Origin of the sequence: Stenotrophomonas sp. LGBM10 (genome assembly GCF_046736075.1) — a bacterium.
Taxonomy (GTDB): domain Bacteria; phylum Pseudomonadota; class Gammaproteobacteria; order Xanthomonadales; family Xanthomonadaceae; genus Stenotrophomonas.
Window position 1 is genome coordinate 263,795 of the sequence record NZ_CP177163.1, and the last position, 13,479, is coordinate 277,273.

The 13,479-nt window shown below is 64.7% G+C and carries 11 protein-coding genes; all 11 read left to right on the top strand.

Annotated features, from left to right (window positions below; genetic code table 11):
- Window positions 1-6: 6 nt before the first annotated feature.
- Window positions 7-2,739, top strand: coding sequence for a type VI secretion system Vgr family protein (locus tag ACLB90_RS01055; protein ID WP_411851222.1), 2,733 nt, complete (start codon window positions 7-9; stop codon window positions 2,737-2,739).
- 43 nt (window positions 2,740-2,782) lie between these two features.
- Window positions 2,783-3,136 (top strand): hypothetical protein, encoded by a 354-nt coding sequence (locus ACLB90_RS01060; RefSeq protein WP_411851223.1) that lies wholly within the window; start codon window positions 2,783-2,785, stop codon window positions 3,134-3,136.
- A gap of 22 nt (window positions 3,137-3,158) precedes the next feature.
- Complete coding sequence (locus ACLB90_RS01065) at window positions 3,159-4,493, top strand: hypothetical protein (protein WP_411851224.1); 1,335 nt, start codon at window positions 3,159-3,161, stop codon at window positions 4,491-4,493.
- Window positions 4,494-4,804: 311 nt separating this feature from the next.
- Window positions 4,805-5,323, top strand: a complete 519-nt coding sequence (locus tag ACLB90_RS01070; RefSeq protein WP_411851225.1) for a hypothetical protein — start codon at window positions 4,805-4,807, stop codon at window positions 5,321-5,323.
- A gap of 45 nt (window positions 5,324-5,368) precedes the next feature.
- Entirely contained in the window at window positions 5,369-6,202 is an 834-nt protein-coding gene (locus ACLB90_RS01075; protein WP_411851226.1) for a hypothetical protein, read from the top strand.
- A 45-nt stretch (window positions 6,203-6,247) separates the two neighbouring features.
- Complete coding sequence (locus ACLB90_RS01080; RefSeq protein WP_411851227.1) at window positions 6,248-7,084, top strand: hypothetical protein; 837 nt, start codon at window positions 6,248-6,250, stop codon at window positions 7,082-7,084.
- A gap of 45 nt (window positions 7,085-7,129) precedes the next feature.
- Window positions 7,130-7,963: a hypothetical protein gene (locus ACLB90_RS01085; protein ID WP_411851228.1), complete on the top strand. Its 834-nt coding sequence runs from the start codon at window positions 7,130-7,132 to the stop codon at window positions 7,961-7,963.
- 45 nt (window positions 7,964-8,008) lie between these two features.
- On the top strand, window positions 8,009-8,845 hold the full coding sequence (locus ACLB90_RS01090; RefSeq protein ID WP_411851229.1) for a hypothetical protein: 837 nt from the start codon (window positions 8,009-8,011) through the stop codon (window positions 8,843-8,845).
- 45 nt (window positions 8,846-8,890) lie between these two features.
- Entirely contained in the window at window positions 8,891-9,727 is an 837-nt protein-coding gene (locus ACLB90_RS01095) for a hypothetical protein (protein WP_411851230.1), read from the top strand.
- Between the two features lie 363 nt (window positions 9,728-10,090).
- Entirely contained in the window at window positions 10,091-10,609 is a 519-nt protein-coding gene (locus ACLB90_RS01100; RefSeq protein WP_411851231.1) for a hypothetical protein, read from the top strand.
- A 338-nt stretch (window positions 10,610-10,947) separates the two neighbouring features.
- Window positions 10,948-13,470 (top strand): type VI secretion system Vgr family protein, encoded by a 2,523-nt coding sequence (locus ACLB90_RS01105; RefSeq protein WP_411851232.1) that lies wholly within the window; start codon window positions 10,948-10,950, stop codon window positions 13,468-13,470.
- Window positions 13,471-13,479: the final 9 nt, after the last annotated feature.

Here is a 13,479-nt window from a genome sequence, read left to right on the forward strand (position 1 = left end):
GACGATATGGATATCACCCGATCTGCGGCGCTTACCACCCTTGGCGCCCCCTCCCAGCAGGCGCGCCTGATCCAGCTGCTCGGCCCGGCCACCGGCCTGGTGGTGGAACGCTTCGAGGGCCAGGAGGCGGTCTGCGGCAGCACCCGGTTCGAGATCGACTGCCTGTCCACTGATGCGTTCCTGGACATGGCGCCGTGGCTGGAGCAGCCCCTGACGCTGCAGGTGCGCCGGGCCGATGGCGGCATGCGCCAGTGGCACGGCCTATGCACCGAGGTGGCCCAGCTCGGCAGCGACGGCGGCCTGGCCCGCTACCGGCTCACCCTGGAGCCGTGGACCGCGCTGCTGGCGCTGCGCCGCAACGCGGTGATCTTCCAGGACCTGGACACCCGCGCCATCTGCGAGCAGATCTTCGCCGACTACCCGCAGGCCGCCTTCCGTTTCGATGTGCAAGCCGCGTTGCCGGCCCGTGCGATCACCACCCAGTACCGCGAGAGCGACTGGGGCTTTGTCACCCGCCTGCTGGCCGAGGCCGGCCTGGCCTGGTGCATCGAGCAGACCCAGGACGGCGAGGCCGCGCACACGCTGGTGGTATTCGACCCGGCCGCCGAGCGCCCTGCGCTGGGCAGCCAGCGCTTCCACCGCAGCGACATCGCCGAGGCGCGCGATGGCATCACCGCGTTTGCCGAGCAGCGCCAGCTCGTCCCCAACGCCAGCAGCGTGGCCAGTTGGCACAGCGAGCAGCTCACTGCCGTCAGTGGCCAGAGCCAGGCCGAGGCCGGCGAGCTGCCGGTGCTGGAGGTGTACGTGCAGCCCCGCGCCGGGCGCTTTGCGCAGGCCGCGCTGGCCGCCGATGAGGCGCAGGCCCGGCTGGATGCGCTGCGCGTGCCGATGACCCTGTTCCAGGGCAGCGGCTCGGTGCGCACGCTGGCCGCCGGCAGCGCCTTCACCCTCACCCAGCATCCGCAGCACGAGGGCCAGGCCTTCGTGCTGCTGGCCGTGGCGCATGCGGCGGTCAACAACCTCGGCCACGGCATCGTCGAGCTGCTCGGCGAAGCGGCCCTGGAGCAGGGCAGCTACCGCAACCGCTTCGTGGCGGCCCCGCACGACACCCCGATCCGCGCCCTGCCGCAGGACCGCCCCACCCTGCACGGCCCGCAGACCGCTCGCGTGGTCGGCGTGGCCGACAGCGTGGTCAGCCCCAGCCGCGACCACCAGGTGCGCATCCAGTTCGGCTGGCAGCGTGGCGTGGCGCCCAACGCCGGCGGCATGACCGAGACCGGCAGCCGCAGCGCAGGCCATGCGCCGGGCGACCAGACCAGCGGCAGCTGGGTGCCGGTGGCCGAGTGGGTGGCCGGCCCCAACTGGGGCACGCATTTCCTGCCGCGCATCGGCGCGGAGGTGCTGGTGGAGTTCCTGCACGGGGACATCGACCAGCCGCGCATCACCGGCCAGCTCTACAACGGCGAGGTCGCCCCGCCCTTCGGCGGCGGCCTGGACGACACCGCCCAGCACCCCGGCGTGCTCAGCGGCCTGCACACCCAGTCCCACGATGGCAGCGGCACCCAGCAGTGGGTGATCGACGACACCACCGGCCAGCTGCGCACGCGCCTGCACACCTCGCTGGCCGACAGCCGGCTGGAGCTGGGCTACCTGATCGACCACAGCGACACCCGCCGTGGCGCGCTGCGCGGCCAGGGCTTCGAGCTGGCCACCCACGGCTGGGGCAACGTGCATGCCGGCCAGGGCCTGCTGCTGTCCACCAGTGCCCGCCAGGACGCCACCTCCACGGTGCTGGACAGCCATGAGGCGGTCGAGCAGCTGCGCAGCGCCGAGCGGGCGCTGGAGGCGATGCACGACACGCTGCAGAAGCAGGACGTGCCGCCGCTGGGCGCACTCACCAGCACCGCGCAGCTGCGCGCCAGGATCGACCCGACCGCCGAGGGCAGGTACGGCAGCCAGGTCAACGGCCAGTCCGGCATGAAGCCGGGCGGCGGGCGCAGCCCGGGCCAGGACCCGGTGGAGCGCTTCGCCGCCCCGCTGCTGCTGGCCGACTCGCCGGACCGCATCGTCTGGACCACCCCGGCCAGCGCGGTGGCCTATGCCGGCCAGAACCTGCAGATGACCGTGCAGCAGGACCTGCAGGTCAGCGCGGGCGAAACCGTGTCGGCAGTGGCCGGCGAGCACGTGGCGCTGTTTGCGCAGACCGGGCCGGTCAAGGTGATTGCCGCCAACGGCCCGGTGAGCCTGCAGTCCAACACCGGCGAGCTGGAACTGCTGGCCGACCAGGCCATCACCGTGACCGCCACCGACGACCGCATCGACATCCTGGCCCAGCAGAAGGTGGTGCTGCAGGCCGGCAACAGCGCGATCACGCTGGAGGGCGGCAACATCACCTTCAGCTGCCCGGGCACGTTTACCGTCAAGGCCGGGCAGCATCCGTTCATGGGTGGGGAAAGCCGCGCAGCCAGGATCGCGCCGCTGCCGTCACTGCTCCTTCCGCGGATGAAGTATCGCGGCAAGCTGAGGGTGGTGGACGGCAAAGACGCGCCCCGGCCGGACATCTACTACAAGATCGTCACCCGGGATGGCGACGTCCTCGCCCAGGGCGTTACGGATGACACGGGGCGTAGCATCACCGTGGCAACTGAAAAACCGGTACCGGTCACCGCGTACATCGGCAAAGGCGGCTGGGCGATCGAGGAATCGACCCTCGATACCGAGGAAAGCTGCGGGTGCTGAACAGCGCGCACCCGCATGGACACCCGACCCAGGATGGCATCCAATGACGGCACATAGCGACGGCACGCACAAAGGCACCACGGAAATTGCATTCAGGACTTCCCTCGGCACCCCTGTCGAGGGCCTCACCTACCGACTGACCGATGGCCAGGGAAACGCCCGCACCGCCTCCACCGGAACCGGCGGAACAGGGCTGACCGTCCGGATCGGCGATGCCAAGGAAGGGACGTCCACCCTCTGGACAGTGGCTGGCGCTACCAGAATCCAGATCGACGTCCAGCGCGACGATGGCTCCTGGAAGACCATCGGCACCTTCCAGCATGACGCCACCGCGCACAAGCAGGTCAGCGTGATCGCGGGCGCCGTCGCCATGCCCTTCCAGATGGACTCGGTTTGACCTGCACGATGGAGCCGCACGCATGACCCAGCAAGCCCCCGCCCTGCAGGTGCCCGTCCGCGTCGAGAACGACCGCGACGGCGTTGCCATGAACATCTGCCAGTTCGATACGGATTACTACGCCAGGATACGGCTGCAGATGATGAGCGGTGGCGCAGCCACCTCAGCCAGCAATCTGCCCTATCTCGTTGTCAGGAACACACCGGAGGCACCTGATACCTGGAGGGTGGCGACACAACCTCACAGGAATGACGGACGTACAGACAGGGAAGGCCGTGCCCACGTGAGGGTGGCCGGCCCTGGCCGATATCGAGTATTCATCAAAGAGCCTACCGAGCAGTTCGTTTCAGGAAACGTGTTCACGATTCCACGGCACGCGTTGGCCACTGGGACCGATAGCGATCGCGAGGTTCAACCGCTGGTCGAGCTCGAGGTCATCGAGAATGCCAACTGCACCCTTTCCGTGCGTCGAACGCACCCGAACGGCATGCAGCGCACCCGGGGTGGTGGAAGCGATCAAATCCCGGCCGATGGGGCTGCACATCGCTTCACCCAGGCGCATACATCTTATGTGCTGGTCAGCGCACTTGACCTCGGTAACTACGTCGTCTCATTTCAACTCTGGGCAGATGCTTCTCGCACGTATGGCACAAACCACCCTCTCATTCAGAACAGCACCTTCCGAGACGCACTGCGCATCATCTATGGTGAGCAGTTGACTGCCGGAACAGGCGCCGGGGCTAGCCCTCATGACCGCATCTTGACCTCGGGCGGCAGGGAGGTGCAGTTCAACAACCAGTCCACCACTGGCGGACGAGGCCGCTTCTCTTTCCGCGAGGACAACGGCCAGCCAGGCAACCGGATGACCGCCGACGAAACACTGCGGCGTACCCATCCCGCCACGATGGAGTTCCTGTTGCAGATGATGGACGACCTGGATATCACATACGCCCGCAGCACCGGCGCCTGGCGGCCCCACATCGGCTCTACGCGGCATCGCTATGCCTCGGCCATCGACCTGACACATGTGCGTACCACGGTGAACGGCGCGAACAACCAGCAGCACACAGTCACAATCCAGTTTCATCGCGTATCGTCGCCAGATTCCAATCCCACCGCGACTGGCCAGCAAGAAACCGCCGAGCGCACTCGCATGCGGGAATTCTCGCGTCGGATTCATGTGTACATTGCCACTGCCAGGGCGCAGCGCACGCTGGGCTGGTTGGGTGGACCGTGGCGCTTAACGTATCAACAGTTGGGGGTCATCAACCCGAACGAGCCTGGTGCCGAGGCGTTCACCACCAACGATACTCACGTTCACCACATACATATCAGTATGGGCATTGACCAGCTATGAGCCTGTTTCTAACACTTGTACTTGCTGTCGCGTCGCCTTCACAGGGTACATTTGAGACGCTCCCTGAACCGACCGGCCCGATCAACTGCCCCAAGCCACCAGCTACGATTCGGACTGCGGAAGGCCGCATCTATGAGTGCCGGCCGGAAGAGGGAGAGGATGCTTACAGGGATATCACCCCTCCTGACGAAAAGACGCATTGGATGGTGACATTCGGTTCGGTGAGACCGCCACCGAATGGCACGGGCAGCTTTCACCCGTCAGCAGATTGGCCGTTTCGGGCGATAGTGTCATCCAGCAATCCGGGAGCAATGGCCGCGGAGTATTTCTATGTTTTTGATCGTCATGGCGTGGTGATCGACTCCAATGAGCCCGGTGCTGTTGGCGACCAGATGATGGAGGTAAGGATCTCCAGTGTCCGCCTGTGGCCAAGCGCAACTGTGTTCTATCGCATGCCGCCACTGAACGACAAAGAAAAGCTCAAATGGTCAACCCCGACGGATCGGATCAGGGACACCCCCTTCTACGCATTCGTGGTCGACGGAAAGATGCTGTGCCCCGTACTGGACGAGAGCCTGGTCAGCAGCTGGCCGGGGGAGCATGTATCTCCCCAGCCAACGGGCCAGTACATCAATGGCCACTGCGGTGAGGCCTACCGGATCGAGTCTACCTTGCCGAACGACCCCGACGACAACTTCCGCTACTACGCCTATCCCGGCTTCCGCGCCGGGGGCGTTTCGCTGCGGTGGAGCTTCCAGCGGCATGACGAGCCGGTACGGCCGCTACTCAATCGTCTCGGTGTGTGTCTGGCATTCTGTCCGCCCAAATAGGCCTGAAGCACTCCCCCACCCCAACGTCCAGCACACCGATCAGCCATGAGCCTGCTTCCATCTTTCTTGTTCGCTGCCGCGGCGCTTTCACACGGACCTTTCGAGACCCTCCCGGAACCGACCGGCCCGATCAACTGCCCCAAGCCGCCCGCGACGATCCGCACGGTGGAGGGCCGCATCTATGAATGCCATCCGCAAGAGGGGGAAGATGCTTACCGGGATGTCACCCCACCTGACGAGCAGACGCACTGGAGGATGAGGTTCGGATCGACAAGACTGCCACCCCAAGGGACAGGCAGCTATCACCCGCCCGAGGATTGGCCGTTCCGGGCGATAGTTTCATCCCGCAACCCTGCCGCGATGGCCGCGCAGTACTTCTATATTTTTGATCGCCAGGGCGTAGTGATCGACTCCAACGATGCATTGGCTATCGGAGAGCAGTTGATGGAAGTGCGCATCTCCGGCATCCGCCTCTGGCCGCGTGCGAATGTGTTCTACCTCATGCCGCCGCCGGACGACAAGGAGAAGCTTAAGTGGACCAGCCCAACCGATCGGATGAGGGATGTGGGCTTCTACGGATTGGTGGTCGATGGAAACATGCTGTGTCCCGTACTGGACGAAAGTCAGGTCAGCAATTGGCCCGGGCCGGACATTCCCCATCACCCAGCAGGCACGTACATCAACGGCCATTGCGGTGAGGCCTACTTGATGACGTCGTATTTGAAGAATGATCCCGATGGCAACTTTCGAAACTACACCTATCCCGGCTTCAGCGCTGGCGGCCTTGAGCTGAGATGGAGTTTTCAGCGGCATGACGAGCCGGTGCGGCCGCTGCTCAACCGCCGCGGTGTGTGTGTGGCGTTTTGTCCGCCCAAATAGGCGCGCAGCTTGCCTCCGCCACAAATCCCAGTGCATCAATCATCTATGAAACTGCTTTTTTCTCTCGTTCTCACCGCCGCGTCGATTTCACAGGGTTTATTCGAGACCCTTCCGGGAGAGCAAATGGGCCCGATCAACTGCCCCAAGCCGCCCGCAACGATCCGCACGGTGGAGGGCCGGATCTATGAATGCCATCCACAAGAGGGAGAAGATGCTTACCGGGATGTCACCCCACCTGACGAGCAGACGCACTGGAGGATGAGGTTCGGATCGACAAGACTTCCACCTAGGGGAACGGGAAGCTATCACGCACCCGAGGACTGGCCGTTCCGCGCGATAGTTTCACATCGCAACCCTGCAGCGATGGCCGCGCAGTACTTCTACATTTTTGATCGCGGCGGCGTGGTGATCGAATCCAACGATGCGGAGGCTATTGGAGAACAGATGATGGAGGTGCGCATCTCCGGCATCCGACTCTGGCCGCGTGCAAATGTGTTCTACCGCATGCCGCCGCCGAACGACAAAGAAAAGCTGAAGTGGACGAGCCCAACCGATCGGATGCGGGATGTTGGCTTCTACGGATTGGTGGTCGATGGAAAGATGCTGTGTCCCGTACTGGACGAAAGCCAGGTGAGCAGTTGGCCGGGGCCAGACGTCCCTAACCACCCAGCAGGCACGTACATCAATGGCCACTGCGGCGAGGCCTACTTGAGAACGTCGTATTTGAAGGGTGATCCCGATGGCAACTATCGCTACTACGCCTACCCTGGCTTCAGCGCTGGCGGCCTTGAGCTGCGGTGGAGCTTCCAGCGGCACGACGAGCCGGTGCGGCCGCTGCTCAACCGCCGCGGTGTGTGTGTGGCCTTCTGTCCGCCCAAATAGGCGGAAACCTTTCTCCCGCCCCAACGTCCAGCACACCGATCAGCCATGAGCCTGCTTCCATCTTTCTTGTTCGCTGCCGCGACGCTTTCACACGGACCTTTCGAGACGCTCCCGGAACCGACCGGCCCGATCAACTGCCCCAAGCCGCCGGCAACGATCCGTACGGTGGAAGGCCGCATCTATGAATGCCATCCACAAGAGGGAGAAGATGCCTACCGGGATGTCACCCCACCTGACGAGCAGACGCACTGGAGTGTGAACTTCGGTTCGACGCGACTGCCACCCCAGGGAACGGGAAGCTATCACGCATCTGAGGATTGGCCATTCCGGGCAATCGTCTCATCAAGCAATCCCGCAGCAATGGCGGCGGAGTACTTCTTCGTTTTCGATCGCCACGGCGTGGTGATCGACTCCAACGATGCGTCGGCTATCGGAGAACAGATGATGGAAGTGCGTATCTCCGGCATCCGCCTCTGGCCGCGTGCGAATGTGTTCTACCGCATGCCGCCGCCGGACGACAAGGAGAAGCTCAAGTGGACGAGCCCAACCGATCGGATGCGGAGTGTAGGCTTCTACGGATTGGTAGTCGATGGAAAGATGCTGTGTCCCGTACTGGACGAAAGCCAGGTTAGCAATTGGCCCGGGCCGGACATTCCCCATCACCCAGCAGGCACGTACATCAACGGTCACTGCGGAGAGGCCTACCGCATCGAATCTACCCTGCCAAACGATCCCGACGACAACTTCCGCTACTACGCCTATCCCGGCTTCCGCGCCGGCGGCGCTTCGCTGCGGTGGAGCTTCCAGCGGCACGACGAGCAAGTACGGCCGCTGCTCAATCGTCTCGGCGCGTGTCTGACGTTCTGTCCGCCCAAATAGGCCGCAAGCACTCCCCCACCCCAACGTCCAGCACACCGATCAGCCATGAGCCTGCTTCTACCTTTCGTCCTAGCTGCCGCGGCGCTCTCTCAGGCTCCCTTTGAGACTCTTCCGTCTGCAGCAATGGGGCCGATCAACTGTCCCAAGCCCCCGGCCACTATCCGCACGGTGGAAGGCCGGATCTATGAGTGCCACCCGCAAGAGGGGGAGAGTGCCTACCGGGATGTCACCCCACCTGACGAGCAGACGCACTGGAGTGTGGACTTCGGTTCGACACGACTGCCACCCCAGGGGACAGGCAGCTACCACCCGCCCGAGGATTGGCCGTTCAGGGCGATAGTTTCATCCCGCAACCCTGCCGCGATGGCCGCGCAGTACTTCTACATTTTCGATCGCCACGGCGTGGTAATCGACTCCAACGATGCGTCGGCTATCGGAGAACAGATGATGGAAGTGCGCATCTCCGGCATCCGCCTCTGGCCGCGTGCGAATGTGTTCTACCGCATGCCGCCGCCGGACGACAAGGAGAAGCTCAAGTGGACGAGCCCAATCGATCGGATGCGGGGTCTAGGCTTCTACGGATTGGTGGTCGATGGAAACATGCTGTGTCCCGTACTGGACGAAAGCCAGGTCAGCAATTGGCCCGGGCCGGACATTCCCCATCACCCAGCAGGCACGTACATCAACGGTCATTGCGGTGAAGCCTACTTGATGACGTCGTATTTGAAGAATGATCCTGATGGCAACTATCGCTACTACGCCTATCCCGGCTTCAGCGCTGGCGGTCTTGAGCTGCAGTGGAGCTTCCAGCGGCATGACGAGCCGGTACGGCCGCTACTCAATCGTCTCGGTGTGTGTGTGGCCTACTGTCCGCCCAAATAGGCGCGCAGCTTGTCCCCGCCGCAAATTCCAGTACATCAATCATCTATGAACCTGCTTTTTTCTCTCGTCCTCACCGCCGCGTCGATTTCACAGGGTTTATTCGAGACCCTTCCGGGAGAGCAAATGGGCCCGATCAACTGCCCCAAGCCGCCCGCAACCATCCGCACGGTGGAAGGCCGCATCTATGAATGCCATCCGCAAGGGGGAGAGGACGCGTACCGGGATGTCACGCCGCCTGATGATAAGACTCACTGGATGGTCACCTTTGCGCCTGAAAGGCTGACATCAAAATTCACGGGCAGCTATCATCAGCCCGAAGGATGGCCGTTCCGGGCGATAGTCTCCTCAGGAAACCCTGCGGAGATAGCCACGGAGTACTTCTATGTTTTCGATCACCGTGGCGTGGTGATCGATTCCAATGAGCCTGGTGCTATTGGCGAACAGATGATGGAGGTACGGATCTCTGGCGTACGCCTGTGGCCCGGTGCAACTGTCTTCTACCGAATGCCGCCGCAGAACGAGAAAGATAAGGTCAAGCGGGCGATCTCGATTGAACGCTTGGGTGATGTGGTTTCCTACGCATTGGTAGTCGATGGAAAGATGCTCTGTCCGGTGCTGGACGAAAGCCTGATCAGCACGTGGCCAGGCGTGGACGAGCCTTCTCGTCCCGCAGGCATGTACATCAACGGCCACTGCGGTGAGGCCTACCGGATCGAGTCTACGTTGCCAAACGACCCGGACGGCAATTTCCGCTACTACGCCTATCCTGGCTTCAGCGCTGGCGGCCTTGAGCTGAGGTGGAGCTTTCAGCGGCATGACGAGCCGGTGCGGCCGCTGCTCAACCGCCGCGGTGTGTGTGTGGCGTTTTGTCCGCCCAAGTAAGCGCGCAGCTTGCCCCCGCCACAAATTCCAGTACATCCATCCGCTATGAGCCTTCTTATTCCTTTCGTCCTAGCTGCCGCGGCGCTCTCACAGGCGCCATTTGAGACTCTTCCGTCTGCAGCAATGGGGCCGATCAACTGTCCCAAGCCCCCGGCCACTATCCGCACGGTGGAAGGCCGGATCTATGAGTGCCACCCGCAAGAGGGGGAGAGTGCTTACCGGGATGTCACCCCACCTGACGAGCAGACGCACTGGAGGGTGAACTTCGGTTCGACGCGACTGCCACCCCAGGGGACAGGCAGCTACCACCCGCCCGAGGATTGGCCGTTCCGGGCGATAGTTTCATCCCGCAACCCTGCAGCGATGACCGCACAGTACTTCTATATTTTCGATCGCCACGGCGTGGTGATCGACTCCAACGATGCGTCGGCTATCGGAGAACAGATGATGGAAGTGCGCATCTCCGGCATCCGCCTCTGGCCGCGTGCGAATGTGTTCTACCGCATGCCGCCGCCGAACGACAAGGAGAAGCTCAAGTGGACGAGCCCAACCGATCGGATGCGGAGTGTAGGCTTCTACGGATTGGTGGTCGATGGAAAGATGCTGTGTCCCGTACTGGACGAAAGCCAGGTCAGCAATTGGCCCGGGCCGGACATTCCCCATCACCCAGCAGGCACGTACATCAACGGTCATTGCGGTGAGGCCTACTTGATGACGTCGTATCTGAAGAATGATCCCGATGGCAACTTTCGCAACTACACCTATCCCGGCTTCAGCGCTGGCGGCCTTGAGCTGAGGTGGAGTTTTCAGCGGCATGACGAGCCGGTGCGGCCGCTGCTCAACCGCCGCGGTGTGTGTGTGGCGTTTTGTCCGCCCAAATAGGCGCGCAGCTTGCCCTGGGTGCTCCGCCCTGCCATCCCCTGGTGTGGCGCCAGTAACTTGCCTCCGGCATCCGCTCGATATCGAGCAATTCATCACAATTTCCCGTCTATAATTTGACGCAGCGGCCCCGTGTCGCGCTGAATGCGACAAAATCGATCCACTTCCTGCCTGCATTGCAGGCACACGTCAGGGGGCGTGCGAAGCCGGTCGGTGAAAGAGCCCGTCAATGGGGTTTGTTACTGTTGCCGGGTACATGGACGTGAAACAGGCACTGTGGGCGTCACGCGGCCGCAGCCTGGGGCACGCATCATCACACCCTCTGACAAGAGCCTGTCGATATGGATGTCTCTCGCTCCTCGTTGTTGGCCACCCTTGGCGCCCCCTCCCAGCAGGCGCGCCTGATCCAGCTGCTCGGCCCGGCCTCCGGCCTGGTGGTGGAGCGCTTCGAGGGCCAGGAGGCGGTCTGCGGCAGCACCCGGTTCGAGATCGACTGCCTGTCCACCGATGCGTTCCTGGACATGGCGCCGTGGCTGGAGCAGCCCCTGACCCTGCAGGTGCGCCGCGCCGATGGCGGCATGCGTCAGTGGCACGGCCTATGCACCGAGGTGGCCCAGCTCGGCAGCGATGGCGGTCTGGCCCGCTACCGGCTCACCCTGGAGCCGTGGACCGCGCTGCTGGCCCTGCGCCGCAACGCGGTGATCTTCCAGGACCTGGACACCCGCGCCATCTGCGAGCAGATCTTCGCCGACTACCCGCAGGCCGCCTTCCGTTTCGACGTGCAGGCCGCGTTGCCGGCCCGTGCGATCACCACCCAGTACCGCGAGAGCGACTGGGGCTTTGTCACCCGCCTGCTGGCCGAGGCCGGCCTGGCCTGGTGCATCGAGCAGACCCAGGACGGCGAGGCCGCGCACACGCTGGTGGTGTTCGACCCGGCCGCCGAGCGCCCCGCGCTGGGCAGCCAGCGCTTCCACCGCAGCGACATCGCCGAGGCGCGCGATGGCATCACCGCCTTTGCCGAGCAGCGCCAGCTGGTCCCCAACGCCAGCAGCGTGGCCAGTTGGCACAGCGAGCAGCTCACTGCCGTCAGTGGCCAGAGCCAGGCCGAGGCCGGCGCGCTGCCGGTGCTGGAGGTGTACGTGCAGCCCCGCGCCGGGCGCTTTGCGCAGGCCGCGCTGGCCGCCGATGAGGCGCAGGCCCGGCTGGATGCGCTGCGCGTGCCGATGACCCTGTTCCAGGGCAGCGGCTCGGTGCGCACGCTGGCCGCCGGCAGCGCCTTCACCCTCATCCAGCATCCGCAGCACGAGGGCCAGGCCTTCGTGCTGCTGGCCGTGGCGCATGCGGCGGTCAACAACCTCGGCCACGGCATCGTCGAGCTGCTCGGCGAGGCGGCCCTGGAGCAGGGCAGCTACCGCAACCGCTTTGTGGCGGCCCCGCACGACATCCCGATCCGCGCCCTGCCGCAGGACCGCCCCACCCTGCACGGCCCGCAGACCGCACGCGTGGTCGGCGTGGCCGACAGCGTGGTCAGCCCCAGCCGCGACCACCAGGTGCGCATCCAGTTCGGCTGGCAGCGCGGCGTGGCGCCCAACGCCGGCGGCATGACCGAGACCGGCAGCCGCAGCGCAGGCCATGCGCCGGGCGACCAGACCAGCGGCAGCTGGGTGCCGGTGGCCGAGTGGGTGGCCGGCCCCAACTGGGGCACGCATTTCCTGCCGCGCATCGGCGCGGAGGTGCTGGTGGAGTTCCTGCACGGGGACATCGACCAGCCGCGCATCACCGGCCAGCTCTACAACGGCGAGGTCGCCCCGCCCTTCGGCGGCGGCCTGGACGACACGGCCCAGCACCCTGGCGTGCTCAGCGGCCTGCACACCCAGTCCCACGATGGCAGCGGCACCCAGCAGTGGGTGATCGACGACACCACCGGCCAGTTGCGCACGCGCCTGCACACCTCGCTGGCCGACAGCCGATTGGAGCTGGGCTACCTGATCGACCACAGCGACACCCGCCGTGGCGCGCTGCGCGGCCAGGGCTTCGAGCTGGCCACCCACGGCTGGGGCAACGTGCACGCCGGCCAGGGCCTGCTGCTGTCCACCAGTGCCCGCCAGGACGCGACATCCACGGTGCTGGACAGCCATGAGGCGGTCGAGCAGCTGCGCACCGCCGAGCGGGCGCTGGAGGCGATGCACGACACGCTGCAGAAGCAGGACGTGCCGCCGCTGGGCGCACTCACCAGCACCGCGCAGCTGCGCGCCAGGATCGATCCGACCGCCGAGGGCAAGTACGGCAGCCAGGTCAACGGCCAGTCCGGCATGAAGCCGGGCGGCGGGCGCAGCCCGGGCCAGGACCCGGTGGAGCGCTTCGCCGCCCCGCTGCTGCTGGCCGACTCGCCGGACCGCATCGTCTGGACCACCCCGGCCAGCGCGGTGGCCTACGCCGGCCAGAACCTGCAGATGACCGTGCAGCAGGACCTGCAGGTCAGCGCCGGAGAAACCGTGTCGGCCGTGGCCGGCGAGCACGTGGCGCTGTTTGCGCAGGCCGGGCCGGTCAAGGTGATTGCCGCCAACGGCCCGGTGAGCCTGCAGTCCAACACCGGCGAGCTGGAACTGCTGGCCGACCAGGCCATCACCGTGACCGCCACCGACGACCGCATCGACATCCTGGCCCAGCAGAAGGTGGTGCTGCAGGCCGGCAACAGCGCGATCACGCTGGAAGGCGGCAACATCACTTTCAGCTGCCCGGGCACGTTTACCGTCAAGGCCGGGCAGCATCCGTTCATGGGCGGGGAAAGCGGTGCGGCCGGTATCGACGCGCTTCCGCAGGGCACTGTGAACGCAGCGCGCAAATTCCCCTTCTCGCGCTAAGGACAGCCG

What these genes read in the sequence shown, in the direction of transcription:
- ACLB90_RS01080 (WP_411851227.1), top strand. Translation starts at nt 6,248, where the DNA reads ATGAAACTGCTTTTTTCTCTCGTTCTCACCGCCGCGTCGATTTCACAG.
- ACLB90_RS01105 (WP_411851232.1), top strand. Translation starts at nt 10,948, where the DNA reads ATGGATGTCTCTCGCTCCTCGTTGTTGGCCACCCTTGGCGCCCCCTCC.
- ACLB90_RS01070 (WP_411851225.1), top strand. Translation starts at nt 4,805, where the DNA reads ATGGCCGCGGAGTATTTCTATGTTTTTGATCGTCATGGCGTGGTGATC.
- ACLB90_RS01065 (WP_411851224.1), top strand. Translation starts at nt 3,159, where the DNA reads ATGACCCAGCAAGCCCCCGCCCTGCAGGTGCCCGTCCGCGTCGAGAAC.
- ACLB90_RS01060 (WP_411851223.1), top strand. Translation starts at nt 2,783, where the DNA reads ATGACGGCACATAGCGACGGCACGCACAAAGGCACCACGGAAATTGCA.
- ACLB90_RS01085 (WP_411851228.1), top strand. Translation starts at nt 7,130, where the DNA reads ATGAGCCTGCTTCCATCTTTCTTGTTCGCTGCCGCGACGCTTTCACAC.
- ACLB90_RS01100 (WP_411851231.1), top strand. Translation starts at nt 10,091, where the DNA reads ATGACCGCACAGTACTTCTATATTTTCGATCGCCACGGCGTGGTGATC.
- ACLB90_RS01095 (WP_411851230.1), top strand. Translation starts at nt 8,891, where the DNA reads ATGAACCTGCTTTTTTCTCTCGTCCTCACCGCCGCGTCGATTTCACAG.
- ACLB90_RS01055 (WP_411851222.1), top strand. Translation starts at nt 7, where the DNA reads ATGGATATCACCCGATCTGCGGCGCTTACCACCCTTGGCGCCCCCTCC.
- ACLB90_RS01075 (WP_411851226.1), top strand. Translation starts at nt 5,369, where the DNA reads ATGAGCCTGCTTCCATCTTTCTTGTTCGCTGCCGCGGCGCTTTCACAC.
- ACLB90_RS01090 (WP_411851229.1), top strand. Translation starts at nt 8,009, where the DNA reads ATGAGCCTGCTTCTACCTTTCGTCCTAGCTGCCGCGGCGCTCTCTCAG.